This window comes from Actinomadura napierensis, from assembly GCF_039529375.1.
GTDB classification, from domain to species: Bacteria; Actinomycetota; Actinomycetes; order Streptosporangiales; family Streptosporangiaceae; genus Spirillospora; species Spirillospora napierensis.
Genome location: NZ_BAAAMR010000078.1, coordinates 26,203 through 49,669, shown reverse-complemented (window position 1 = coordinate 49,669; position 23,467 = coordinate 26,203). Strand labels below are relative to the sequence as shown.

General features: G+C 73.0%; 23 protein-coding genes and 1 pseudogene. 10 read left to right on the top strand and 14 right to left on the bottom strand.

All coding sequences use genetic code 11. The features are described 5' to 3' along the window. A pseudogene (locus ABD296_RS34375) lies at window positions 1–505 on the bottom strand (PucR family transcriptional regulator); the annotation flags it as partial. 207 nt (window positions 506–712) lie between these two features. After that, a complete protein-coding gene (locus ABD296_RS34370) occupies window positions 713–2,314 on the bottom strand; it encodes an MDR family MFS transporter (protein WP_344277059.1) in 1,602 nt (533 codons plus the stop codon). Window positions 2,315–2,479: 165 nt separating this feature from the next. On the opposite strand from ABD296_RS34370, the gene ABD296_RS34365 reads away from it, so the two are divergent. After that, window positions 2,480–3,073 (top strand): TetR/AcrR family transcriptional regulator, encoded by a 594-nt coding sequence (locus tag ABD296_RS34365; RefSeq protein WP_344277050.1) that lies wholly within the window; start codon window positions 2,480–2,482, stop codon window positions 3,071–3,073. Window positions 3,074–3,095: 22 nt separating this feature from the next. Next, complete coding sequence (locus tag ABD296_RS34360; protein ID WP_344277047.1) at window positions 3,096–3,761, top strand: pentapeptide repeat-containing protein; 666 nt, start codon at window positions 3,096–3,098, stop codon at window positions 3,759–3,761. Here ABD296_RS34360 and ABD296_RS34355 read toward each other — a convergent pair. Next, the gene (locus ABD296_RS34355; protein WP_344277044.1) at window positions 3,758–4,168 is read right to left on the bottom strand and encodes a VOC family protein; all 411 of its coding nucleotides are present in this window, start codon (window positions 4,166–4,168) and stop codon (window positions 3,758–3,760) included. The genes ABD296_RS34360 and ABD296_RS34355 overlap by 4 nt on opposite strands. 48 nt (window positions 4,169–4,216) lie before the next feature. After that, window positions 4,217–4,576 (bottom strand): helix-turn-helix domain-containing protein, encoded by a 360-nt coding sequence (locus ABD296_RS34350; protein ID WP_407061544.1) that lies wholly within the window; start codon window positions 4,574–4,576, stop codon window positions 4,217–4,219. A gap of 161 nt (window positions 4,577–4,737) precedes the next feature. Between ABD296_RS34350 and ABD296_RS34345 the strand changes: the two genes are divergently transcribed. After that, window positions 4,738–5,235 (top strand): nuclear transport factor 2 family protein, encoded by a 498-nt coding sequence (locus ABD296_RS34345; RefSeq protein WP_344277038.1) that lies wholly within the window; start codon window positions 4,738–4,740, stop codon window positions 5,233–5,235. Here ABD296_RS34345 and ABD296_RS34340 read toward each other — a convergent pair whose 3' ends face one another. After that, a complete protein-coding gene (locus tag ABD296_RS34340; protein ID WP_344277035.1) occupies window positions 5,236–6,972 on the bottom strand; it encodes a pyruvate dehydrogenase in 1,737 nt (578 codons plus the stop codon). Between the two features lie 153 nt (window positions 6,973–7,125). On the opposite strand from ABD296_RS34340, the gene ABD296_RS34335 reads away from it, so the two are divergent. The 4 genes from ABD296_RS34335 to fahA all read left to right on the top strand — a co-directional run bounded on the left by ABD296_RS34335 (window position 7,126) and on the right by fahA (window position 11,028). Then, window positions 7,126–7,656 carry a MarR family winged helix-turn-helix transcriptional regulator gene (locus ABD296_RS34335; RefSeq protein ID WP_344277032.1) on the top strand — a complete coding sequence of 177 codons (531 nt, stop codon included), beginning with the start codon at window positions 7,126–7,128 and terminating at the stop codon, window positions 7,654–7,656. 152 nt (window positions 7,657–7,808) lie between these two features. Next, window positions 7,809–9,020, top strand: a complete 1,212-nt coding sequence (locus ABD296_RS34330) for a homogentisate 1,2-dioxygenase (RefSeq protein ID WP_344277029.1) — start codon at window positions 7,809–7,811, stop codon at window positions 9,018–9,020. Next, the gene (locus tag ABD296_RS34325) at window positions 9,017–9,859 is read left to right on the top strand and encodes a hypothetical protein (RefSeq protein ID WP_344277026.1); all 843 of its coding nucleotides are present in this window, start codon (window positions 9,017–9,019) and stop codon (window positions 9,857–9,859) included. The genes ABD296_RS34330 and ABD296_RS34325 overlap by 4 nt, the downstream gene beginning before the upstream one ends. Further along, window positions 9,856–11,028 (top strand): fumarylacetoacetase, encoded by a 1,173-nt coding sequence (gene fahA, locus ABD296_RS34320; protein ID WP_344277023.1) that lies wholly within the window; start codon window positions 9,856–9,858, stop codon window positions 11,026–11,028. Before ABD296_RS34325 ends, fahA begins: the two co-directional genes overlap by 4 nt. A gap of 17 nt (window positions 11,029–11,045) precedes the next feature. On the opposite strand, the gene ABD296_RS34315 is transcribed toward fahA, so the two are convergent. Together ABD296_RS34315 and ABD296_RS34310 are read right to left on the bottom strand one after the other, a co-directional pair. After that, entirely contained in the window at window positions 11,046–12,260 is a 1,215-nt protein-coding gene (locus ABD296_RS34315) for an MFS transporter (RefSeq protein ID WP_344277020.1), read from the bottom strand. After that, window positions 12,257–13,126: an MBL fold metallo-hydrolase gene (locus tag ABD296_RS34310; RefSeq protein ID WP_344277017.1), complete on the bottom strand. Its 870-nt coding sequence runs from the start codon at window positions 13,124–13,126 to the stop codon at window positions 12,257–12,259. Before ABD296_RS34310 ends, ABD296_RS34315 begins: the two co-directional genes overlap by 4 nt. 108 nt (window positions 13,127–13,234) lie before the next feature. Here ABD296_RS34310 and ABD296_RS34305 point away from each other — a divergent pair, with 108 nt between their 5' ends. Next, on the top strand, window positions 13,235–13,663 hold the full coding sequence (locus ABD296_RS34305; RefSeq protein ID WP_344277015.1) for a MarR family winged helix-turn-helix transcriptional regulator: 429 nt from the start codon (window positions 13,235–13,237) through the stop codon (window positions 13,661–13,663). Between the two features lie 53 nt (window positions 13,664–13,716). Here the strand turns inward: ABD296_RS34305 and ABD296_RS34300 are convergent, their stop codons facing one another. Both ABD296_RS34300 and ABD296_RS34295 read right to left on the bottom strand, forming a co-directional pair. Further along, a complete protein-coding gene (locus ABD296_RS34300; protein ID WP_344277012.1) occupies window positions 13,717–14,325 on the bottom strand; it encodes a hypothetical protein in 609 nt (202 codons plus the stop codon). Window positions 14,326–14,455: 130 nt separating this feature from the next. Then, complete coding sequence (locus ABD296_RS34295; RefSeq protein ID WP_344277009.1) at window positions 14,456–15,040, bottom strand: NlpC/P60 family protein; 585 nt, start codon at window positions 15,038–15,040, stop codon at window positions 14,456–14,458. A gap of 377 nt (window positions 15,041–15,417) precedes the next feature. Here ABD296_RS34295 and ABD296_RS34290 point away from each other — a divergent pair, with 377 nt between their 5' ends. Beyond that, window positions 15,418–16,404, top strand: a complete 987-nt coding sequence (locus ABD296_RS34290; protein ID WP_344277006.1) for a helix-turn-helix domain-containing protein — start codon at window positions 15,418–15,420, stop codon at window positions 16,402–16,404. A gap of 19 nt (window positions 16,405–16,423) precedes the next feature. On the opposite strand, the gene ABD296_RS34285 is transcribed toward ABD296_RS34290, so the two are convergent. After that, complete coding sequence (locus tag ABD296_RS34285) at window positions 16,424–17,434, bottom strand: nitronate monooxygenase (protein WP_344277003.1); 1,011 nt, start codon at window positions 17,432–17,434, stop codon at window positions 16,424–16,426. Between the two features lie 114 nt (window positions 17,435–17,548). Here ABD296_RS34285 and ABD296_RS34280 point away from each other — a divergent pair, with 114 nt between their 5' ends. Then, complete coding sequence (locus ABD296_RS34280; protein ID WP_344277001.1) at window positions 17,549–18,481, top strand: 2-hydroxyacid dehydrogenase; 933 nt, start codon at window positions 17,549–17,551, stop codon at window positions 18,479–18,481. Here ABD296_RS34280 and ABD296_RS34275 read toward each other — a convergent pair. From ABD296_RS34275 to ABD296_RS34260, 4 genes are all read right to left on the bottom strand, one after another. After that, a complete protein-coding gene (locus tag ABD296_RS34275) occupies window positions 18,478–19,572 on the bottom strand; it encodes an NAD(P)-dependent alcohol dehydrogenase (protein WP_344276999.1) in 1,095 nt (364 codons plus the stop codon). The two genes, ABD296_RS34280 and ABD296_RS34275, sit on opposite strands and share 4 nt — an antisense overlap. Window positions 19,573–19,585: 13 nt before the next feature. Further along, a complete protein-coding gene (locus ABD296_RS34270) occupies window positions 19,586–20,833 on the bottom strand; it encodes a cytochrome P450 (RefSeq protein ID WP_344276997.1) in 1,248 nt (415 codons plus the stop codon). A gap of 81 nt (window positions 20,834–20,914) precedes the next feature. After that, on the bottom strand, window positions 20,915–21,685 hold the full coding sequence (locus ABD296_RS34265; RefSeq protein WP_344276995.1) for a crotonase/enoyl-CoA hydratase family protein: 771 nt from the start codon (window positions 21,683–21,685) through the stop codon (window positions 20,915–20,917). A 1-nt stretch (window position 21,686) separates the two neighbouring features. Beyond that, window positions 21,687–23,453 (bottom strand): acyl-CoA dehydrogenase family protein, encoded by a 1,767-nt coding sequence (locus ABD296_RS34260; RefSeq protein ID WP_344276992.1) that lies wholly within the window; start codon window positions 23,451–23,453, stop codon window positions 21,687–21,689. Window positions 23,454–23,467 lie beyond the last annotated feature (14 nt).

The following is a 23,467-nucleotide window of genomic DNA, read 5'->3' as shown; positions in this document are numbered from 1 at the left end:
GCAGCGCGTCCCCGCCGTCCGCCGCGCCGTCCGGCCGGGCGGCCTCCTGGTCGCGGACGGCGTCGGCGGTGACGGCGTCCATGTAGGCGAACTGCGCGTCGGCGATCAGACCGAGGGTCTCCCGGTCGACCTCCAGCGACTCGGCGAGCGCGGTCAGGGCGCGCCAGGCGGCGCGCGCGGTGCGGCGCAGCGCCCGGTGCGTCTCCCCGAGGTCGCGGCCCCGCGCCGCCATGCCCCGGCCGAGCGCGCGGTGCGCCGCAGCGACCCGGCCCCAGGCCGTTCCGGGGTCCTCCACCAGGTCGAGGAAGTGCCCGAGGCCCGCGACGATCTCGGCCCGGATCTCCGCGGCGCCGCGCCCGTCGCCGGGCGGGACGCCGCCCGGCCCGCCCCGGCGCACGTCGGCGAGGACCTCGTCGGCGGCGCCCGCGACCAGCGGCCGCATCCGGCGGGCCAGCCGCCGGGGGATCTGCTCGAACGGACGGACGTCCAGCACGGCGTGTGTCATCGAACGGCTCCTCGGCTCGATGGAACCTTGTGATACCCCGAGTCCCACAAGGATGGCGCACGGGCCCGCCGATTGGTTGTCAGGATCGTGAGCAAATGCGCGGGCCACTCCGCGCACTCCTGCTAACGACCCGGAGAACTACCTAGTCACGGCGACGGGCCGCTGCGTCGAACGCAGCGGCCCGTCGGCCCCCGATTCAGCCGGACATCACCGGCTTGCTGCACTCCCCGTCTCACTGACGGCCGCCGCCGGCACCATGGCCGGAGCCTCGGCGGGCGCCGCGGGCGCGGCGGGCGTCGCGCCGTCGTCCGGCAGGTCGAGGCTGTCGCGCAGCGTCACCGGCTTCAGGAACGCCGCCGCGACGATCCCGACCACCGCGATCAGCGCGGAGAACAGGAAGATGTGCCCGGTCGCGTCGCCGTAGGCGGCGCGGACGATCTCCCGGATCGGGCCGGGCAGCGCGCCGACGTCCAGGTTCCCGGTGTCGCCGCCGCCCGCGGACGGGTTGACGCCGATGCGGGAGAGGCCGTCGGCGATGTTGCTCGACACCCGGTTCGCCAGGACGGCGCCGAGCACCGAGACGCCGATCGTCCCGCCGAGCGAGCGGAAGAACGTGACGGTGCCGCTGGCGGCGCCGATCTCGTTCAGGTGCACCGAGTTCTGCACGACCAGGACGAGGTTCTGCATCGCCATGCCGACCCCGGCGCCGACCAGGAACATCCCGGCGCCGACGAACACCAGCGAGGTGTTCTGGTCGATGGTGGCGAGCGCCGCGAACCCGGCGGTCAGCACGACCGCGCCGGTGACGATGTAGGACTTGACCTTGCCGGTCCGGGTGGTGAGCCGCCCGACGATCGTGGACGAGCCGAGCACGCCGACCATCATCGGGATCGTGAGCAGGCCCGCCTCGGTCGGGCTGTAGCCGCGGCCGATCTGGAAGTACTGGCCGAGGAAGACCGCGCCGCCGAACATCGCCATGCCGACCGCGAGGCTGGCGAGGATCGCCAGGGCGGTGTTGCGGCGGGCGACGATGCCGAGCGGGATGATCGGCTCGGCCACCCGCGACTCGACCCGCACCGCGACGGCGAGGATCAGCACGCCCGCGCCGACCATCGCGCCGGTCTGCCAGGACGTCCAGGAGAACTTGTCGCCGACGAAGGTCACCCAGATCAGCAGCAGGCTGACGCCGCCGGCCAGCAGCGTCGCGCCCCAGTAGTCGATCTTCACGTCGTCGCGCCGGATCACCGGCAGCTTCAGCGTCTTCTGCAGCAGGGCGAACGACACGACGGAGAACGGCACGCCGATGAGGAAGCACCAGCGCCAGCCGAGCCAGGACGTGTCGACGATCAGGCCGCCGAGCAGCGGGCCGCCGACGGTGGCGACCGCCATGACCGCGCCGAGGTAGCCGTAGTAGCGGCCCCGGTCGCGCGGGCTGATCATCGCCGCCATGACGATCTGGACGAGGATCTGCAGCGCGCCGACGCCGAGGCCCTGCAGCGCGCGGAACGCGATGAGCTGCGCGCTGTTCTGCGCGAACCCGGACGCGATCGACGCGACGACGAAGATGACGATGGAGACCTGCAGCAGCCTCTTCTTGTCGTACAGGTCGGCGAGCTTGCCCCAGATGGGGGTGCTGGCCGTCGCGACCAGCAGGGTCGCGGTGACGACCCAGGTGTACTGCGACTGGGTGCCCTTGAGCGCGCCGATGATCTGCGGCAGCGCGGTGGACACGACGGTCTCGCTCAGCATCGCGACGAAGAGCACCAGCATGAGGCCGCTGAGCGCTTCGAAGATCGATCTGCGCGACATCTTCGCGGACGGCGCCGGCGGGGCCGGCTGGTCGGCGGACACGGTCAAGGGACGCCTCCGAGGTGAGTGGGAACGCCCTCTACAAGGCGTCAGCGGCCCACATTATTCCCACTGCGCAAGTTTTCGCATCGAGAAAAAATCTGCCCCGCTAGGGTGGAAGGCACCATGGAGACCACGGCCGGCGGGCTGCGCGAGCGCAAGAAGGAGGCGACGCGCACGGCCCTGCACGAGGCCGCGATGCGCCTCGCCGTCGAGCACGGTCTGGACGAGGTCACGGTCGAGGCCATCGCCGACGCCGTCGGCGTGTCCCGCCGCACCTTCTCCAACTACTTCGACGGCAAGGAGGACGCGCTCCTCTACGGCGACGAGCAGCGCATGCGCGGCCTCCTCGACCGCTTCGCCGCCCGCCCGCCCGGCGAGACGTCCTGGGCCGCGCTGCGCGCCGCGTTCCACGGCCTGTCCGGCGAGATCGGCGAGCCGGACCCGCGCTGGGCCGCGCAGACCCGGCTCGCCCGCGCCCACCCGTCCGTCCTGGCCCGCCAGCTCTCGCACTACGCCACGTTCGAGCGCGCCCTCGCCGACCTCGTCGCCGACCGCGACGGGCTCCCGCCCCGCTCCACCCGCGCCGTCGTCATGGCGGGCGCCTTCATGACGGCCCTGCGCATCGGCGCCCTCGCCTGGGCCGAAGAGGACCCGCCCCGCCCCATGGCCGAGGTGACCGACGAGGCCCTCACCGAGATGGCCGCCCGCTTCGTCTGACCCCGCCGCTAAGGTCGGGCGGATGCCGGCCAACACGCGCGCCACGCGCCCCAAGGAACCCGCCGCCCCCAAGCTCCCCGGCACCCTCGCGCCCGCGGACGGCGGCCTCGCCGACGACGGCGTGTACCTGTCCGCCGACTACGGGCCGCTCGACCTGTCCGCCCATGACGTGGAGGATGTCGAGTTCGACCGCTGCCGCTTCCGCGAGACGCGCCTGGCCGGCACGTCCATGCGGCGGGCCGAGTTCTCCGACGCCGAGTTCACCGGCTGCGACCTGGCGAACCTCCGCCTCACCGACGCGCGGCTCCTCCGCACGCTGGTCGATGGCAGCCGCCTCACCGGCACCTCGATGACCGGGTCGGCCTTGCGGGACGTCCTGTTCCGCGACTGCCGCGCCGACCTGTCGTCCTACCGCTTCAGCCGGTTCAAGAACGTCGTGTTCCGCGACTGCAACCTCACCGACGCCAACTTCCAGGAGGCCGACCTGTCCGGCGTCCGCTTCGAACGCTGCAGGCTGACGGGCGCCCAGTTCAGCAACGCCACGATGAAGGGCACCCGCCTGTACGACTGCGACCTCTACGGCGTCCGGGGCGTGCAGAGCTTCGCCGGCGCGATCGTCCCCGCCGCCGACGCCCAGGGCCTCCTGTTCGCCCTGGCCGCCGCCATGGACATCACCATCGAAGACTAGGACTTCAGCTGGGTGAAGCGGATGCTGTTGCCGAACGGGTCGCGGAGGGCGGCGTCGATCCCGTAGGGGCGTTCGGTGGGCTCCTCGGTGAACTCGACGCCCCGGTCCCGCAGCGTCTCGTAGGTCTTGCGGCAGTCGTCGGTGCTGAAGATGAGGAACCCGCCCGTCGCGCCCTTGGTCAGCAGCTCGCGGACCTGCGCGGCCGTCTCCTCCGACAGCGACGGCGGACCCGGCCGCTCCAGCAGGACCTGCCGGCCGGGCTCTCCCGGGACGCTGACGGTCAGCCAGCGCATGAAGCCCATGTCGACGTCGGCGTTGACCTCCAGGCCGAGCTTGCCGACGTAGAAGTCGAGGGCCTCGTCCTGGTCGAGGACGTAGATCTGGGAATGCGTGATCGCGTTGAACATGCGTCTCACGCTAGTGAGGATCGGCCGGGAAGACTTCTCCGAAACTGCTCAGGCGCTCGGCCTGGTCCACGCCATGGTGAAGCAGGTCGGCACGTTCGCGGCGACCGCCTCCCGGCGGTACTCCCGCGGCGACCGGCCGACGATGCCGCGGAACGTGCGGCTGAACGTGCCGAGGCTGCCGAAGCCGACCGCGAAGCAGATGTCGGTGACGCTGCGGTCGGTCTCCCGCAGCAGGAACATGGCCCGCTCGACGCGGCGGCGCTGCAGGTAGCGGTGCGGCGTCTCGCCGAACGCCGCCCGGAACGTCCGCGTGAAGTGCGCCGGCGACACGTGGGCGATCCGGGCCAGCGCCGGGACGTCCAGCGGCTGCGCGTAGGCGCGGTCCATCGCGTCCCGCGCCCGCAGCATCCGGCGGTTGCTCTCCTCCACTGCCCCGCTCACGTCCCCATCCCACCACGTCCGGCGGGACGGGCGACCGGGGCTCGGGTTCCCGGTGGGCGGGAGCGTCCGCCTCCCCGCCGGCGCCGCGCGGTTAGCGTTCGGTGATCCACTCTGAGAGGGGCACGGACATGGCGGAACGCTCCCTGGAGCAGCGGACGGCCGACCTGGAGCGGATCGAGGCGATCAAGGCACTCAAGTACCGGTACTGGCGCGCGTGCGACGGCAAGGACCCGGCCGCGTTCCGGGACTGCTTCGTCAAGGGCCCCGCGTCGATCGACTACGGCTCGCTCGGCACGTTCGAGGACGCCGACGAGCTCGCGCGGGTGTTCGCCGAGATCGCGTTGAGCGAGGTCGGCGGCCGGTACGCGGTGCTCGACATGCACCACGGCTTCCACCCGGTCATCACCCTGATCGACGAGGTCTCCGCGTCCGGTGCCTGGACGCTGCGCTTCCGGCAGCTGAACCGGGTCGACGGCACCGAACTGCTCATGACCGCCGAGTACGACGACGCGTACGTCCTGGAGGACGGGCGGTGGAAGATGGCGAAGTCGCACGTCCGGCCGCTGTGGACGATCCGGCGCCCGCTGCCCGAGGGCACCGAGGTGACGCAGCTCGGGTGGCCGTGATCAGGGGCGCGGGATGTTGCGGAGGTTGCTGCGGGCCAGGTCCAGCATCTTGCCGACGCCGCCGGTGAGGACGGTCTTGCCGGCGGCGAGCGCGAAGCCCTTGACCTGCGCCGGCGTGATGTGCGGCGGGATCGACAGGGCGTTGGGGTCGGTGACGACGTCCAGGAGGTAGGGGCCGGGCGCGTTGAGGGCGGCCGCCATCGCGTCGCGGACGTCGGCGGGCCGCTCCACGCGGGCGGCCTCGATTCCGGCGGCCTGCGCGATGGCGGCGTAGTCGACGGCCTCGTGGTCGGTCTCGTAGGACGGCAGGCCGTCCACCATCATTTCGAGGCGGACCATGCCGAGCGACGCGTTGTTGAACACGATTATCTTGACCGGGACGCGATGCAGTTTCACGGTGAGGAGTTCGCCGAGCAGCATGCCGAGGCCGCCGTCACCGGAAACGGAGATGACCTGGCGGCCGGGCGCGCCGTACTGGGCGCCGATCGCGTGCGGCAGGGCGTTCGCCATCGACCCGTGCACGAATGAGCCCATGACGCGGCGGCGGCCGTTCGGGGTGATGTAGCGGGCGACCCAGACGTTGCACATACCGGTGTCGACGGTGAATATCGCGTCGTCGGCGGCGAGGTCGTCCAGGACGTCCGCGACGTATTCGGGATGGATCGGGGAGTGCTTCTCGATGTCGCGCGTATAGGCGGAGACGACGTTCTCCAGTGAGCGCGCGTGCCGGTGCAGCATTTCGTCGAGATAGGACTGGTCGCGTTTCTGCTCGACCTTGTCCATGACGAGGCGGAGGGTCTCGCCGATGTCACCGTGGACGGCGAGAGTGAGCGGCGTGCGGCGGCCCAGCTTGGCGGGATCGTCGTCCACCTGGATGGTGTGCCGTCCAGGAAGGAAAGGGTCGTACGGGAAGTCGGTGCCGAGCAGAAGGACGAGATCGGCCTCCTGCATCGCCTCGTAGCAGGCGCCGTAGCCGAGAAGCCCGCTCATTCCGACGTCGAACGGGTTGTCGTACTGGATCCATTCCTTGCCGCGCAGCGCGTGCCCGATGGGCGACAGCAGCTTGTGCGCGAGCCGCATGACCTCGGCGTGCGCGTCCTGGACGCCGGACCCGCAGAACAGCATCGGCTTCCGCGCCCGGTTGAGCGCGTGCGCCAACTGGTCGACCTGGTCGGCGGGCGGTTTGACGATGCCCTTGCGGACGAGGAAATCGTGCTCGCCCGTGGGGTTCTCGGCGTCCTTGCTGGCGATGTCGCCGGAAAGGGCGAGCACGGCGACGCCGCCGAGTCCGACGGCGTGCTGGATCGCGGTGCGCAGGATGCGCGGCATCTGCCCCGGCCCGTTGATCAGCTCGCAGTAGTGGCTGCATTCGGTGAACAGCCGCTCAGGATGGGTCTCCTGGAAATAGCCGCTGCCGATCTGGGTGCTCGGGATCTGCGAGGCCAGCGCCAGGACGGGCGCGCCGGAGCGGTGCGCGTCGTAGAGGCCCTGGATCAGGTGGGTGTTGCCGGGCCCGCAGCTGCCCGCGCAGACGGCGAGCCGCCCGGTGGTCTGCGCCTCGGCGGCGGCGGCGAACGCGCCGGCCTCCTCGTTGCGGACGTGCACCCACTCGATGTCGCCGCCGGTGCGCCGGACCGCGTCCACGACCGGGTTGAGGCTGTCGCCCACCACGCCGTAGATGCGCCGCACGCCCGCCTGGCGCAGCACCTGGATGAACTGGTCCGCGACCGTCGCCATGTCCCCTCCGAACTCCCCGCGTCGAGCAGGAGCCTGCCCATGATCGCCGCGGCGACACCTGACCGGACGGGCCTGGCGTGCCCCGAGCGCCGGAGGGGAGATGATAAATCCTTGAACCAATCGGCTCCGGGACGCGGGATTAGGGTGGCGAGCATGGACGACGAGCACGAGGACCTGGACTTCTGGTCGTTCGTCGATCTCGCGGGCGGCCGGCTGGCGGACGAGTTCGGCTTCCCGCACCGGCTCGCGACCCGGCTCCTGCTGACGCTGAACCGGGCGTCGGCGATCGTCACCTACGACCTGGAGTCCACGGTGCACCGGCCGCGCGGGCACTCCTGGGCCGGGTTCCGGCTGCTGTTCGTGACCTGGCTGGCGGGCCCGCTGGAGCCGGGCCGCGCCGCCACGCTCGCCGGGATGAGCCGCGCCGCCGTGTCGAACCTGGCGAAGACGCTGGTCGCGGACGGGATGATGGTGCGCACGCCGGGCGAGCGGGACGGCCGCTCGGTGATCCTTTCGCTGACCGAGGACGGCCGCCGCCGGATGCTGGAGATCTTTGCGGGCCAGCACGAGCGGGAACGCCAGTGGGCGGGCGTGCTCACCGAGACCGAGCAGCGGATGCTGATCATGCTGCTGGACAAGCTGATCGCGAACCGGCACCGGTTCGACGTCCGCGAGCGGAGCTAGCCCGGAGCCGGCCCGGCGCCGGCCCGGGCACCGGGCCGGTTCCGGCCTGAGCGCGCCCGGGCGGAATGTGGGCCTTTTCAGCCCCCGCCGTGCGACGTAGTGTCACAAGAAAGTAGTACACGCATTAATCATCCAGGGGAGGCGAGGGAGCCATGGCCCACTATCGGCGGGTCGGGGACGTGCCGCCGAAGCGGCACACCCAGCACCGGGACGCGTCGGACCGGCTCTACTTCGAGGAGCTGATGGGCGAGGAGGGCTTCACCGCCGACTCCTCGCTGCTCTACCACCGGGAGATCCCGTCCGCGATCGTCGACTCGCGGGTCTGGGACGTCCCGGACGCGGCCACCACGCCCAACCACCCCCTCAAGCCGCGCCATCTCAGGCTGCACGAGCTGTTCCCCAAGGAGACGTGGGCGGACACCGACGCCGTGACGGGCCGCCGGCTGATCCTCGGCAACGACGACGTCCGGCTCTCCTACGTCGTGTCCGCGGCCGAGTCGCCGCTGTACCGCAACGCGACCGGCGACGAGATCGTGTACGTCGAGTCCGGCGCCGCGACCGTCGAGACGATCTTCGGGGCGCTCACCGCAAAGGCGGGCGACTACGTCGTCATTCCGACCTCGACCACGCACCGCTGGCTGCCGGAAGGCTCCGACACCGGCAACAGCGAGCCGCTGCGCGCCTACGTCATCGAGGCCACCGGGCACATCGCGCCGCCGAAGCGGTACCTGTCGCGGTTCGGGCAGTTCCTGGAGAACGCCCCCTACTGCGAGCGCGACCTGCACGGCCCCGGCGAGACCCTCACCGCCGAGGGCACCGACGTCGAGGTCCTGGTGAAGCACCGCACCTCGCGCGGCGTCGGCGGCACCCGCTTCGTCTACGCGCGGCACCCGTTCGACGTGGTCGGCTGGGACGGCTGCCTGTACCCGTTCACCTTCAGCGTCCACGACTTCGAGCCGATCACCGGCCGCGTCCACCAGCCGCCGCCCGTCCACCAGGTGTTCGAGGGCCACAACTTCGTGGTGTGCAACTTCGTCCCGCGCAAGGTGGACTACCACCCGCTGTCGATCCCGGTGCCCTACTACCACTCCAACGTCGACTCCGACGAGATCATGTTCTACTGCGGCGGCGACTACGAGGCGCGCAAGGGCTCCGGCATCGGGCAGGGCTCGGTCTCGGTCCACCCCGGCGGCCTCGCGCACGGCCCGCAGCCCGGCGCGTACGAACGCAGCATCGGCGTCGAGTCCTTCGACGAGCTGGCCGTCATGGTCGACACCTTCCGCCCGCTCGAACTCGGCGAAGGCGGCCAGGCCTGCGAAGACCCCGCGTACGCGTGGACCTGGGCGGGGAGGCGGAACCCATGACCGACCTGCCCGCGTTCGCGCGCGGCCTCTGCGACGACGCGGCGGTGTTCCCGCCCGGCCTCGCGCCGCTCGCCGACGCCGTCCCGGCCCACCGCCGGCACCGGGCCGCCCCCTACGCCGCGCTCGTCGGGCCGCTCGTGCTGCCCGCGACCGCGCTGGACCAGCTGTACCCGCTGGTCACCAGCGACCCGCTGGACCTGTCGATCACCGCGCCGAACGGCCCCGCGCAGGCCGCGAACGCCGTGGCGGCCGCCGCCGACCTGCCCGTCGTGGTGCACGCCGTCGAGGTCGCGGTGCCCACCGGGATGACGGCGTCCGACCTGGTGCACGGGCTCGAACTGCTCGACGTCCCGGTGTACGTCGAGGTGCCGCGCGACGAGCGCCGTCCCGCGGTCATCGACGCGCTCGCCGCGACCGGGCACCGCGCCAAGTTCCGCACCGGCGGCGTCCACGCGAACCTGTACCCGGCGCCGGACGAGCTGGCCGCCGGGGTCGTCGCCGCCGTGCGCGCCGGCGTCCCGTTCAAGGCGACCGCCGGGCTGCACCACCCGGTCCGCAACACCGACCCGGAGACGGGCTTCCACCAGCACGGATTCCTCAACCTGCTGCTCGCCACCGACGCCGCGATGCACGGCGCCGGGCCCGCCGAGCTGACCGCGGTCCTCGCCGACCGCGACGCCGCGTCGATCGCCGCCCGCATCGCCGGCCTGGGCGACGCCCGCGCGGCCTTCGCCCGCTCCCGCTTCCTGTCGTTCGGCACGTGCAGCATCACCGACCCGCTGACCGAACTCGCCGCCCTCGGCCTCCTCCCGTCCTCACTCCTCAAGGAAGACGCGTGACCCGCATTTCCGTTCCGGATGGTTCGCTCTACGGGCTCGACAACCTGCCGTACGGCGTGTTCTCGCCGCCCGGCGGGGAGCCGCGCGTCGGGGTCCGGGTGGCGGACTCGGTCGTCGACCTCGCCGCCGTCCTCGGCGACGACGTGTTCTCCTGGCCGTCGCTCAACGCGTTCATGGAGCAGGGGCACGGCCGGTGGGTCGAGGTCCGCGAGCACGTCCTGGACGTCGTGGCCGACGACCTGCCCGGCGACGCCGTGCACCCGCTGGACGCGGTGACGCTGCATCTGCCGTTCGAGGTCGCCGACTACGTCGACTTCTACGCCTCCGAGCACCACGCGTCGAACCTCGGGCGGCTGTTCCGGCCGGACGCCGAGCCGCTGATGCCGAACTGGAAGCACTTGCCCGTCGGCTACCACGGCCGCGCGGGCACCGTCGTCCCGTCCGGCACCGGCATCGTCCGGCCGAGCGGGCAGCGCAAGGCGCCGGACGAGCCCGCCCCGGCGTTCGGGGAGTGCCGCCGCCTGGACATCGAGGCGGAGGTCGGGTTCGTCGTCGGCACCGGTTCGCCGCTCGGCACCCCGGTGAGCGTGGACGAGTTCGCCGAGCGCGTGTTCGGGGTCGTGCTGGTCAACGACTGGTCGGCGCGCGACCTTCAGGCCTGGGAGTACGTGCCGCTCGGTCCGTTCCTCGGCAAGAGCTTCGCGACGTCGGTGTCGCCGTGGGTGGTGCCGCTGCTCGCGCTGGAGTCCGCCCGCGTCCCCACGCCGCTGCAAGACCCCGAACCGCTCCCCTACCTGCGCGAGAAGAACCCGTGGGGCCTCGACCTCGATCTGGTCGTGGAGTGGAACGGGCAGGTGGTGTCGCGTCCGCCGTACCGCGAGATGTACTGGTCGCCCGCGCAGATGCTCGCGCACATGACGGTGAACGGCGCCTCGTCCCGCACCGGCGACCTGTTCGCGTCCGGGACGGTGTCGGGCCCGCAGAAGGACCAGCGCGGCGCGTTCATCGAGCTGACCTGGGGCGGCAAGGAACCGATCGAGGTCGGCGGCGAACCGCGCACGTTCCTGGAGGACGGCGACACGGTCACGATCTCCGCCACCGCCCCCGGCCCGGGCCCCGCCCGCATCGGCCTAGGCGAAGTGACCGGCCACGTCCTCCCCGCGCGTTGAGTTGCGGCGAGTCGTCGTTATGGCGAGCCGCATAACGACGACTCGCCGCAACTCAACGAGGCACCGGGCTGGGGGAGGTTCGTGGTCGTGGCCATGAGGGACGCGGCTGCGAGCGCGGCCACGGCGGCGAGCAGAGCCGCCGCAGCGAACCCGAACGACGCCGACAGGGCGCCGAACGTGAACGGGGCGATCGTCGCGCCGGTGTAGACGCCGACCTGGACGGTGTGTCCCGCGTTCTCGGCGCGGTCCGGCAGGAGGCGCAGCGCCGCCGACAGCAGCAGGCCCGTCCAGCCCCATCCGGCGGAGAACGCCAGGACGGCCCCGGCGAGGAACGTGACCGGGGAGCCGGCCGCGATCAGCGCGAGCCCGGCGGCGCCGCTCAGCATCATCGCGGCGATGACCGCGCGGTCGCCGCGCGGCGCCCGGTCGGCCAGCGCGCCGGCGGCCAGCCGGACGGCGATCGCGATGAGCGCACTCATCGCGAGCAGGTCGCCGGTCAGCGCGTCCGGGACCCCGGAATGCGCGCCGAGCTGCACGAAGTAGGAGGCCACCGCGTTGTTGCCGGTCGCCGACAGCGCCGCCGCGGCCGCCCACAGGACCAGCGTCCGCCGGACGGCGCGCGGCATGGGCTGCGGCGCGTACGTCACGCGCCGCCGTCCGGCCGGAGGCGTGCGGGTGAGCGGGGCCAGGGCCGCGGGGACGAGCGCCAGCAGCCCGGCGATCGTCATGGCGGCGCGCCAGCCGTAGGGGTGGACGACCAGGGCGACGAGCAGGCCGGGGACGAGGGTGCCGGCGCCGAGCGCGGCGCCGACCGTCCCGGCGGCGAGCGAACGGCGGCGGGCCGGGGCGCGGGCGGCGATGAGCCGTCCGGCCGCCGGCTGGACGAGCCCGTTGGCGAACCCCGCGACGACCAGCACCGGGAACAGGACCGCGACGTGCCCGGCACGGGAGAGGGCCAGCATCGCCAGCGCCGCGACGATCGCCGCCGCCGGCAGGACGGCCGGGACCGGCAGGCGCGCGGCCAGCCGCTTCGCGGCGGGCGAGCCGAGTGCGCTCGCCGCGTAGAACGCGCTCATCGCCAGGCCCAGCGTCGTCCGCGTGGTGTGCAGTGTGTCCTGCATGGACGGGGCGAAGGCGCCGACCGCGAACCCGGGCATCACCGCCGCGGTCGCGGTGAGGGCGGCGGTGACGACGGCGGGCCAGGGCCCTCCGCGCGGGACGGGGCCGGTCACGGGTGCTCCGGGCGCCAGGCGGGGGTGCCGGGGGCGACGCGGCCGAACTGGACGTCGGCGAAGTGGACGCCGAAGCCGAGCGTGCCGGGTTCGGCGAGGTCGGCGACGAGGCGGCGGCGGACCTCGGCGGACAGCACCGGGTCGTGGTCGGGCGCGGCGGACCATTCGGGGTGGTCGATCTGGGCGGGGCTGTGCAGCGCGTCGCCGAACGCGATGAGCCGCCGCCCGCCCGAGGTGATCTCGTACGTGGTGTGCCCGGCGGTGTGGCCGTGCGTCGCCCGGACCCGGACGCCGGGGAAGACCTCCTCGCCGTCGGCGACCGCCTGGACCTGGTCGGCGAAGCCGTCGAGGATGTCGTCGCCGGTGCCGGACAGGTGCCGGTGCTCCCACTCGGCGGCGGTGAGCAGGACCCGCGCGTCGGCGAATGGCGGGCGGCAGGCGGGGGCCGCGGGCCAGAGCCAGCCGACGTGGTCGCTGTGCAGGTGGGTGACGGCTACGGCCTCGATGCCCGCGGGGTCGCGGCCGAGCTCGGCGAGGCCGTCGAGCAGCGCGCCGCCGTGCGCGGCGCCGACGCCGAACGGGTCGGCGGGGTCGGCGGGCCAGGAGCGCGGGCCGACGCCCGCGTCGATCAGCAGGGCGCGGTCGCCGTGCTCGACCAGCAGCCCGCCGATGCTGGCGACGAGGTTGCCGGTGGCGTCGAGGTACTCGGGGTGCGCGTCCCAGAACTCGGCGGTCGAGCCGGGGAGCCAGGCGCGGGGCCTGAGCGCGACGGCGCCGTCCGGGACGTAGCTGATCCGCAGGTCGCCGAGGTGGATCGTCCTGATGCCGGCCTCGGTGGCGAGGCGGTCGCGGGTGGTGGCGGGCATGGGTGTCTCCCTCCGGGACGGCCGCACCCTGCGGCCGCCGCACACCGGGAAACTTACAACTAGAACTATTCAAGCTGCAACCATTGCAGCTTGATGTAAACTCGGGGCATGAGCAGCGATCCGGAGGCCGCCGCGGCGGCCGAGCGGCAACTGTGCGGGCTGGTGAACGGGCTGTCCCGGCAGATCGAGGAGCACGTCCGCGAGCGCGCCGCGACGCTCGGGCTGACCGGCCCGCAGGCCACGGCGCTGCGCGAGCTGACCGGCCCGATGACGATGCGCGACCTCGCCGACCGGATGAGCTGCGAGCCGTCCAACGCCACGTTCGTCGTCGACAAGCTGGAGAAGCGCGGTCTGGTCGAGCGCCGCCCCCACCCGCAGGACCGCCGCGCCAAGCAGCTCGTCCTGACCCCGGACGGCACCGAACTGCGCGACCGCCTCCTGGAACTGCTCACCAAGGACTCGCCCCTGGCCGCCCTGGACCAGGACGAGCAGGACACCCTCCAGGGCCTCCTGCTCCGCGCCCGCTCACTCCACTGACATCGGCGTCAGGACGATCCGGCGGCCGGGGGCGACCTCGATGGCACCGTGTCTCAGGCGCCGTGGGCGCGGCGCCGGTAGTAGGCGAACGTGACGGCGCCGAGCAGCGGCCCCCAGGCGAGCAGCGGCACGTAGGCGACGACGGCCAGCAGGCCCTGCCAGGTGTCGAAGTTGACCGGCGCGTCGGCGGTGAGCCGGTCGCCCGTCAGGTTGCGGCCGAACGCCAGCATGCCGGTTACCCACGTCCACAGCACGGTCAGGACGGTCGCGCCGATCGCCCCCGGGACGACCGCGGCGAGCGTCGGCACGCGCCGCCCGCGCAGGAACGGCACCCATCGCGGGAACACCTCGCCCCAAGTCGACACCAGCCCGACGGCGGTGAACGCCAGCATTTCGGACGCCACCGACAGGAGCACCACGTAAAGCTCTATCGGCAGCCACGGCGGCAGGTTGCCGCTCGCGTCGGCACCGGAGTCCCGGATGATCGGCAGGTGCAGGGCGACGGCCGCGATCCGCCACAGGCTGGACGGGAGCACGGCGAGCGGGACGGCCAGCGCGGCGGTCCGCGCCCAGCGAGGCGTCCCGGCGGCGGGTGCGTGCACGGAGGCCCACGCGGCCCGCACCTGCCCGGGACGCGGAGCGGCAACGGCGGAATCGGTCATGCCCCGACGGTCGCGCGCACGCCCCGCGCCGCGCCTCCCCCACCGGCACGATCCGCGTCCCCCGCCGGAGGGATCCGGCGCCGGGAGGCCCGGCCGGAGGCGGGTCCGGCCGGGCCTGTCATGCGGCGGGTCAGGTGATGTTCTTGGGGTGGTACGCCTTGTACTGGCTGCCCTTGGCCAGGCCGTAGGTGCGGGTGCGGTGGTCCGTGCCGTAGTGGCCGCGCTGCTCGTAGGCCCAGTAGGCCGTGTGCTTGCTGCTCGTCCACTTCTCGAAGATCACGACGTGCCGGGTGGTGTTGCTGCCGATCGCGTCGATCACCAGGTCGCCCGTCTTGAGCTGCGACATGGCGATGCGCTTGCTGTAGGTCGAGGACGCGAGGCCGACCGTGTTCGGGCCGGGCTTGGGCAGCCGCAGGGTCATGGACGCGTAGCCCGAGCAGTCGGTGCGGTAGCCGCCGTGGGTCTTGCTCTGGCTGTAGGGGACGCGGCTGCTCGTGTGCGGGTGCCAGGTCTTGGCCCGCGCGATGACCTGTGCGCGGGTGACCTTCGGGACGGCCGCCACCGCGACGGTCCGGCCGGTGTCGGCCTGCATCTGCGCGCCCTGCGGCGCGGCGGAGTGCTCGGCGGGGGACGTGAGCCCGATCAGTCCGGCGGCGGTGCCGGCGGCGAGCGCGAGGGAGCCGGCCCCGATGAGGATGGCCCGAGGGGAAGCCATTGGTGAACCTCCGTGAATGGTCGTTGAATTGCGTCCGCGGCGGACGCCTTGAGGGGTTCGTCGATCGACCCGGCAGACGCTAGGGAACGCTTTCCGCCGTTGTGCAGACCCGGCGGCGAGGTCGGGACAAAGAGACAGTCACAGGGCTCTGACCAGCGGAGACATCGATCCTGCCGGGACGTGGGCGGGACATGCCGGAGCCTGCGGGACACCGCCGCCGATCACTCTTGGTGCACATTCGAAAGCGCACGGCGATGATCGCGGTTCCGGCCATTCCGGCGGCCGGACTGGGCATAATGAGCCGCCGCGACGGAGAGTTCTGGGCGTTATCCGCGGCCGATGCCGGGCCTGCGGTCCGACCTGCAGGAGATGCACCGATGAGCCGAAGCCGCCCGCCGGCCCCACTGCCCGACGACCTGCCGGACGCGGTGCGCGTCCTGCTCACCGAGCTGCGCGAGCTGAGGAGCGCGTCCGGGCACGACCTGCGGTCCCTGGAGCGCCGGACGCACGCCAGCAGGTCGTCGTGGAGCCGGTGGCTCGGCGGGGAGACCTTCCTGCCGCGCACCGCGGTCACGGCGCTGGCGCAGGTGTGCGGCGGGGACCGGCCCCGCCTGGAGGCGCTCTGGGACGTCGCCGACCAGGCCCGGACGTCGGCCGCGCCCGAGACGCCGCCCGCGCCGCCCGACGCGGACGCGCCCGACCCGGCGGAGCCGACCACGGAGGAGCCCCCGCCGGAGGCCGCGCCGGAGGCCGCGCCGCCGAGGAAACGCGTTCCGCGGACGGTGCTCATCGGCGCCGTTGCGGGGTGCGCGCTCGCCTGCGGGGCCGTCGGCGTGCTGCTCGGAACGACGCTGCGCACGAACGCGCAGGAGGCACCGGGCCCCTCGGCGCGCCATGGAGCGTCGCCCGCGCACGCCACCCGCGCCGCCGTCCGCACGACCTACCGGCACGAGGTCCTCGCCCGCGCGAAGAGCTGGCATCCGCACGCGCCGGGACGGGTGCCGTACGACCAGGCGGGCAGCTACCAGGGCTACCGGGCCGACGGCTCGGGATACGCCTCCATGGCACTGGGCCTACCGGCGCCCGGCCCGAACTCGGCCGCGCTCCTGGCGTCCTACTGCGACCGCGTCCCGCCCGCGCGGCTCGGGCCCGGCGACCTCGTCGTCAACGCGACCGGCGGACCCGACGCCCGCGAGGTCATGATCTTCGAGCGGTGGACGGGCGCGTCCCGCGCCGCCTACTGGGCGTACCAGCAGCGCCGCGGCTACGGGACCGACCACCTCGTGCGCCGCGCGGCCCTCATTCGCGACGGGCGCCATGTCGGCTGCCATCCGCGCAACCTGCGGGACGACCCGGTCGGCTGACGCGCCGCGACTGCGCAGGTCAGAGGCGGGACGCCAGGTGCCCGACGAGCTCGGCGGCCGGGGTATCGGCGGCGGCGCGAAAAGCGGTGCCGGCCCACAGGTTCACGGTGTCCGGGTCGCCTTGGGCGGCGGCGGCCTTGCGGAGCGGCGACGTGACGTAGTGGACGTCCGGGTAGGCCGCGGGCGCGTCGTCGGAGTGCTCGCTCAGGAAGCGGTTGACCAGGCCGCGGGCCGGGCGTCCGCTGAAAGCTCTGGTCATCGCGGTGGACGTGAACCGCGGGTCGGCGAGCGCGGCCTTGTGCACGGCGCTCGCGCCGCTCTCCGGGCAGCGCAGGAACACCGTCCCGAGCTGGACGGCGACGGCGCCGAGCGCGAGGACCTCGGCGACGTCGTCCGGTGTGCCGAGGCCGCCGGCGGCGATGACCGGCAGGTCGGTGACGGCCAGGACGTCGCGCAGGAGCATGCGGAGCGGGAGCGCGCCGTCGAAGGTGTTGGTGAACGAGCCGCGGTGCCCGCCGGCCTCGGTGCCCTGCACGCACAGCGCGTCGACGGCGGACGACCGCCGGGCCTCCTCGGTGGTCGTCACGGTGACGACCACGACGGTGCCGCGCTCCTGGAACGCCCGGATGACATCCGTGCCGGGGCAGCCGAAGGTGAAGCTCACGAACGCGGGCGGATCGGACAGCAGGTCGGCGATCTTCGCGTCGTAGGCGTCGTCGCGGGCGGACGGCGTGCCGGGTTCGACGCCGAGCCGCTCCGCCTCCGGCGCGAGGAGGTCGCGGTAGGCGGACACGGCGACGGGGTCGATCTCGTCGAGCGACGGCATGAACAGGTTGACGCCGAACGGGCGGGACGTCAGCGCACGCGTCCGGTCGATGTCCGCGCGCATCGCGCCGGCCGTCTTGTAGCCGGCGCCGAGGAAGCCGAGCCCGCCGGCGTCCGACACGGCGGCGACGAGTTCGGGCGTGGACGGGCCGCCCGCCATCGGCGCCTGGACGATGGGCGGGCCGGGAAGCCAGGGTGCCGTCATACGGTCTCCCTTTCCGGAGCGCGGCGGAGCAACCGAGGGCGGCGCGTCCCCTCGACGCCGCGTTCGGAAAGATAGCCCGCGGGGCGCCGGGCGCGGCCGCCGGATTCAGCGAACGTGAACGACAGGGAAGAGGCCGGGATGCGGGTATTGCTGCACTACGACATGGACCACGCCGAGCCCGGCCTGGACATCGTCAGCTGCTCGGAGCAGGACGACGCCCGCCTCTCCGAGCTGCTGCCGGACGCCGAGGTCATCTGGCACGTGCTGCGGCCGCTGACCGGCGACGACATGGACCGGGCGCCGAAGCTGCGGCTGATCCAGAAGCTCGGCACCGGGGTGAACACCATCGACCTGGACGCCGCCGCGGAGCGCGGCATCGCGGTCGCGAACATGCCGGGACGCAACGCGCAGGCCGTGGCGGAGACGAGCCTGCTGCTGGCGCTCGCGGCGCTGCGCAAGCTGGTCGCGTTCGACGCGCGGACCCGGCGGGGCGAGGGCTGGCCCGCCGACCGGTCGCTGGTCGGCGGCGAACTGAAGGGCCGGACGGTCGGGCTGCTCGGCGGCGGCGAGGTCGCCGGGCTGCTGCGCGGGATGCTGGAGGCGGTCGGCGCCCGCGTCCTGTACACCTCGCGCCGCCCACGCCGCGACGACCCGGCCTGGCGGGAGCTGGACGACCTGCTGCGGGCGAGCGACGTGCTGTCGGTGCACATCCCGCTGACCGACGAGACGCACCACCTGCTGGACGCCGGGCGGCTCGCGCTGCTGCCGCCCGGCGCGATCGTGGTGAACACCGCGCGCGGCGCGGTCATCGACGAGTCCGCGCTGGTCGCGGCGCTGACGTCCGGGCACCTCGGCGGCGCCGGGCTGGACGTGTTCGAGCGCGAGCCCCTCGACGCCGGCGACCCGCTGCTCGCGCTCGACAACGTCGTGGTGATGCCGCATGTCGCGTGGCTGACCGGCGAGACGTGGGACCGCTACTTCGAGGTCGCGGCCGAGAACTGCCGCCGCCTCGCCTCCGGCCAGGACCTCCTGCACCGCGTCGTCTAGGGGATGAGCACCGGCTTGACGACCTTGCCGGACATGGCGTCCGCCTCGGCCTGGTTGATCTGGTCGAGCGGGTATTCGGCGATGAGCCGGTCGAAGGGGAACAGGCCGCGCCGCCACAGGTCGATCATCTTCGGGATGAAGGTGTGCGGGACGGCGTCGCCCTCGATGATGCCCTTGACCGTCCGTCCCATCAGCAGCAGGTTCGGGTCGAGGCGGTACTCCTCGGAGCCGACGCCGACGAGGCCGCAGACGCCGGTGGTGCGCAGCGACGCGACGGCGGCCGACACGACGGACGGGACGGCGGTCGTGTCGAAGGAGTACTGGACGCCCTCGCCGCCCGACAGCGCACGGATCCGACCCGCGATGTCCTCGTCGGCGCCGTTGATCGTGTGGGTGGCGCCGAGTTCGCGGGCCAGGTCGAGGCGGGCGTCGTTCAGGTCGACCGCGACGATGGTGGTGGCGCCCGCGACCCGCGCCGCCATCACCGCGGAGAGCCCGACCGCGCCCGCGCCGAACACCGCGATGCTGTCGCCGGCGCGGACGCCGAGGGAGATCAGCACGGACGCGGCGCCGGTCTGCACGCCGCAGCCGAGCGGGCCCAGCTTCTCCAGCGGCACGTCCTTGGTCACCGGCACGACGTTCTGCACGGTGCCGAGCGCGTGGGACGCGAACGACGACTGCCCGAACCACCGGTTGTTGACCGCGTCGCCCTCGGCGTCGGTGACGCGGACCCGGCCGTCGAGCGGGATCGCGATCATGTTCAGCGCGGCCATCTGCGGGCAGGCGCCGGGCACCGCGTCGCGGCAGTTGGCGCAGGTCCCGCAGGAGTCGAACGACATGACCACGTGGTCGCCCCCGGTGACGCCGGCGACGCCCGGCCCGACCGCCTCGACCACCCCGGACCCCTCGTGCCCGAGGATCACCGGCTTGGCGACCAGGTCGCCCGGCACCCGCCCGATCAGGTCGGTGTGGCACATCCCGACGCCCGCGATCCGGACGACGATCTCGCCCGGCCCGGGGTCGGCGAGCTCGACGCGCTCGATCGTGTAGGGGGCGTCTGCGGCGCGCAGCACCGCGGCGTCGATCTGCACGGGGGTGTTCCTCTCAGGCCAGCGAGTAGCGGACGGGCAGCCGCTTGAGGCCGCCGACGAACGTGGTCGCGATGCTCTCCGCCGGGCCCGCGAATTCGATGGAGCCCAGCCGCGGGAGCAGTTCCTCGAAGAACGCGCGGACCTCGATGCGGGCCAGTGCCGCGCCCAGGCAGTAATGCACGCCGAAGCCGAACGCCAGGTGCTTGTTCGGGTCGCGCCCCGCGTCGAAGCGGAACGGCTCGTCGAAGACCTCCTCGTCCCGGTTCGCCGACGGGTAGGACAGCAGCACCGCGTCGCCCTTGCGGATCGTGGCGCCGCGCAGGTCGTAGTCGCGGGTCGCGGTCCGCATGAACTCCTTGACCGGCGTGACCCAGCGGATCATCTCGTCCACCGCCAGCGGCATCAGTTCCGGGTTCTTGGTGAGCCGTTCGCGCTGGTCGGGGTGCTGGATGAGGGCCTGCAGGCCGCCCGCGATCGTCGCGCTCGTCGTGTCGTGCCCGGCCGTGGCGATGATGACGTAGTAGGAGGCGGTGTCGAAGTCGTTGAGCGGCTCGCCGTCGATCCTCGCGTTCGCGATGGCGGACGCGAGGTCGTCGGTCGGGTGCTTGCGGCGCTCGTCGGTCAGGCTCTGGAAGTAGGCGAAGAAGTCCAGCAGGACCTGGAGCTTCTCCTCGTTGGACTGGCCGCGCTGCAATTCGTCGTCGTCTCCGCCGAAAAGCTCCTGCGTCAGCTTGAGCATCCGGTCGAAGTCGCTTTCGGGCAGGCCCAGCAGCGACAGGATCACGTACAACGGGAAATGCACCGCGACCTGCTGCGCGAAGTCGCATTCGCTGCCGAACTCGACCATCCGGTCGACGTACCGCTTCGCCAGCTCCTTCACCCGCGGTTCGAGCGCCCGCATCGCGCGCGGACGGAACCAGTCCGCGCCGATCGCTCGGATGACCCGGTGGTCGGGGTCGTCCATGTGGATCAGCGTGCGCAGCGCGATGCCCTGCTCCGCCCGCTGCCGGTTCAGCTCGTCGAACTCGGCGGTGCCGAGCAGCGGGCGGGGCGCGTTCAGGAAGATCTCGTGGTTGCGCTCGATCTCCAGCACGTCCGCGTGCTTCGTGATCGCCCAGAAGGGGGTGTAGTCCGGCGCCTCCACCCACTGCACCGGCGACTCGCGCCGCAGCAGCGCGAGCGCCTCGTGCAGCCGCGCTTCGTCGGCGTACGCCTTCGGATCGGCGAGCGCCCGGCCCGCCTCTTCCACCGTCGAGGTCATGAAGCGAGCTTAGAGCGCCGCGCCCATGACCGTAAGTGGCGGGTTACTCGACGGGGCCGGTGGTACCGCATGCCCGCGGCATCAGCCGAGGTCAGTGAAGGTGCCGTGGCGGCCGTGGCCGGCGGCGAACTTCCCGGCGCCGTTGAGCGCGTCGGTGAGGGAGCCGAGGCCGTGGCGGTACTCGGCGGCCAGCGCCTCCTCCTCCGGGAGGCCCTCCGCGTCCAGGACGGACATGCGGTCGTTGCGCAGGCAGGCCTGCGGGAAGCGGGCGATCTCCGCCGCCAGCTCCTCGGCCGCCTCGCGGGACGTCCCCGTCGGGACGAGCCGGTTCGCCAGGCCGATGTCGAACGCCTCGCGCGCGGCGACGGGACGGCCGGTCAGGATCAGGTCCATGGCGCGGCTCGTCCCGATCAGCCGGGGCAGCCGGAACGTCCCGCCGTCCACCAGCGGGACGCCCCAGCGGCGGCAGTACACGCCGAACGTCGCGTCCTCCTCGGCCACCCGCAGGTCGCACCAGAGCGCCAGCTCCAGGCCGCCGGCGACCGCGTGCCCGGCGACCGCCGCGATCACCGGCTTCGACAGCCGCATGCGGGTGCAGCCGAGCGGGCCGTCGGCGGGCGGGGCGTCGACGCGCGGGCTGTCCGGCGTGCCGATCGACTTCAGGTCGGCGCCCGCGCAGAACGTCCCGCCCTCGCCCCACAGGACGGCGACGCTCGCGTCCGGGTCGGCGTCGAACGCCCGGAACGCCGCCGCGAGCTCGCGCGCGGTCGCCCCGTCCACGGCGTTGCGCACCTCCGGACGGGACATGACGACGGTCGTCACGGGCCCGCGGCGTTCGCTCCTTACCGGCATCTCACTCCCCAACGTGGACGAACGCGCCGTCCGCCAGCTCCTTGAACCGTTCGAGGTCCTCGGCGGGTGCGTCGATCGCGCGCAGCGGTCCCGCGTCGGCCAGGTGCCTTCGAGCGTAGAGCCGCGCGACGAGCGCCTTGCGGTCGGCGCCCGAATCGGCGCGCTCCCAGCCGGCCTGCTCCAGCAGCAGCGCCGCCGCGTACACGTCCGCCATGTACTGGGCGAGGGGGAACAGCCGGGCCTCCGCCGTCGCCCGGTCGAGGCCGCGCCACGTCTCGACGGCCTCGCGGACGTGCCCGATCCGCTCATTGACCAGGTCGGCGGTCGCGTCGTCGCCGTCCGGCGCGTTCCGGACGGCCTCGGTGAGCCGGTCGAGGAACGGCTCGTGCGCGTCCTGCCGCTCGATGGCGCGCCGGACGTCCAGGCACAGGATGTTGTCGCCGCCCTCCCAGATCGGATTGACCTGCGCGTCCCGCAGGATGCGCGCGACCGGCCACTGCTCGATGTAGCCGTTGCCGCCGTGGATCTCGATGGCGTCGCTGGCGGACGTCACGCCGAGCCGCGCGGCCCGCAGCTTGATCAGCGCGGCACCGATGCGCAGGCGGGGTTTGCCCAGGTAACCGTCGAAGACCAGCGCCTGGGCGGCCTCGGTCTCCACGATCATCTCGGCGAGCTTGCGGCGCATCAGCGGCTGCTCGTCGAGCGGCGCCCCGAACGCCTCGCGGACCCGCGTGTAGCAGAGCGACTCGACCAGCGAGCGGCGCGCGCAGCCGACGCCCATCATCGAGATGCCGAGCCGGGCGCCGTTCGTCAGCTCCATCATCCGCGCCAGGCCCCTGCCGTCCCCGCCCTGGCCCGAGCTGGACGCCGGGGCAAGCAGGAACGCCTCCGCATCGGTGAACTCGATCTCCGCGGACGCCACCGACCGCGTCCCGAGCTTGTCCTTCAGACGGCGGACCCGCACGCCGTTGCGCGTCCCGTCCCGCCGCTCCCGCAGCACCAGGAACGGCGCGATGCCGCGCACCCCGTCCGCGCCGCCCTCCGACTTCGCGAGGACGACGAACGCCGAGCCGTTGGCGTTCGAGGCGAACCACTTCAGGCCGTTCAGCCGCCACGCGTCGCCGTCGCGGGCCGCCGTCGACTCCAGCGCGCCGAGGTCGGAGCCGCCCGACCGCTCGGTGAGCAGCTGCGCCGCCTCGCCGGAGAACTCGCCGGCCGCGAAGATCTCCCGGACGCGCGCCTTCACGTCGTCGGGCGCGAACATCTCGGTGAGGCCGACGACCATGTCCCCGCCGGTGCCGAGCGCGCACGCCATGCCGATGTCGGCCTGGTCGAGCAGGTAGCTCCAGGCGACGGCCATCGGCGCCGGGTCGACGCCGTTCGCCCTGGCCTCGGCGATGAAGCCCGGACGGGTGAACGACGTCGCGACCAGCTCCCGCCGCGCCGCCTCGAACGACGCCGGCATCACGACCTCGCTGACGTCGCGCCCCCACCGGTCGTACTTCTCCAGCCGCGGCGGGTTCCGGTCGGTCTGCTCTGCCCACGCGTTCACCGGCCCGCCCATCAGGGCACCCAGCTCGCGCAGCCGGGGCTCGGCCCAGCCGAACCCGTCCCCGAGGTGGCGCCGCATCAGGAACCGCAGCGTCGGGTCGCAGTCGTACCAGTTGAGGCCCGCCGCCCCCTGGTAGCGCTCCGTCGCGTACCGGCGGGCCTTCTCCGCGCCGCCGAACGGGAGCCGGTCGAACGGCTCGGTCAGGTAAGAGGCCATGCCCCGGACATTAC

Bases quoted from the DNA above. Each gene is read 5' to 3' on its own strand.
- ABD296_RS34370 (WP_344277059.1), bottom strand. From the start codon at position 2,314: ATGTCGCGCAGATCGATCTTCGAAGCGCTCAGCGGCCTCATGCTGGTG.
- ABD296_RS34365 (WP_344277050.1), top strand. From the start codon at position 2,480: ATGGAGACCACGGCCGGCGGGCTGCGCGAGCGCAAGAAGGAGGCGACG.
- ABD296_RS34360 (WP_344277047.1), top strand. From the start codon at position 3,096: ATGCCGGCCAACACGCGCGCCACGCGCCCCAAGGAACCCGCCGCCCCC.
- ABD296_RS34355 (WP_344277044.1), bottom strand. From the start codon at position 4,168: ATGTTCAACGCGATCACGCATTCCCAGATCTACGTCCTCGACCAGGAC.
- ABD296_RS34350 (WP_407061544.1), bottom strand. From the start codon at position 4,576: ATGCTGCGGGCGCGGGACGCGATGGACCGCGCCTACGCGCAGCCGCTG.
- ABD296_RS34345 (WP_344277038.1), top strand. From the start codon at position 4,738: ATGGCGGAACGCTCCCTGGAGCAGCGGACGGCCGACCTGGAGCGGATC.
- ABD296_RS34340 (WP_344277035.1), bottom strand. From the start codon at position 6,972: ATGGCGACGGTCGCGGACCAGTTCATCCAGGTGCTGCGCCAGGCGGGC.
- ABD296_RS34335 (WP_344277032.1), top strand. From the start codon at position 7,126: ATGGACGACGAGCACGAGGACCTGGACTTCTGGTCGTTCGTCGATCTC.
- ABD296_RS34330 (WP_344277029.1), top strand. From the start codon at position 7,809: ATGGCCCACTATCGGCGGGTCGGGGACGTGCCGCCGAAGCGGCACACC.
- ABD296_RS34325 (WP_344277026.1), top strand. From the start codon at position 9,017: ATGACCGACCTGCCCGCGTTCGCGCGCGGCCTCTGCGACGACGCGGCG.
- ABD296_RS34310 (WP_344277017.1), bottom strand. From the start codon at position 13,126: ATGCCCGCCACCACCCGCGACCGCCTCGCCACCGAGGCCGGCATCAGG.
- ABD296_RS34305 (WP_344277015.1), top strand. From the start codon at position 13,235: ATGAGCAGCGATCCGGAGGCCGCCGCGGCGGCCGAGCGGCAACTGTGC.
- ABD296_RS34300 (WP_344277012.1), bottom strand. From the start codon at position 14,325: ATGACCGATTCCGCCGTTGCCGCTCCGCGTCCCGGGCAGGTGCGGGCC.
- ABD296_RS34295 (WP_344277009.1), bottom strand. From the start codon at position 15,040: ATGGCTTCCCCTCGGGCCATCCTCATCGGGGCCGGCTCCCTCGCGCTC.
- ABD296_RS34290 (WP_344277006.1), top strand. From the start codon at position 15,418: ATGAGCCGAAGCCGCCCGCCGGCCCCACTGCCCGACGACCTGCCGGAC.
- ABD296_RS34285 (WP_344277003.1), bottom strand. From the start codon at position 17,434: ATGACGGCACCCTGGCTTCCCGGCCCGCCCATCGTCCAGGCGCCGATG.
- ABD296_RS34270 (WP_344276997.1), bottom strand. From the start codon at position 20,833: ATGACCTCGACGGTGGAAGAGGCGGGCCGGGCGCTCGCCGATCCGAAG.
- ABD296_RS34265 (WP_344276995.1), bottom strand. From the start codon at position 21,685: ATGCCGGTAAGGAGCGAACGCCGCGGGCCCGTGACGACCGTCGTCATG.
- ABD296_RS34260 (WP_344276992.1), bottom strand. From the start codon at position 23,453: ATGGCCTCTTACCTGACCGAGCCGTTCGACCGGCTCCCGTTCGGCGGC.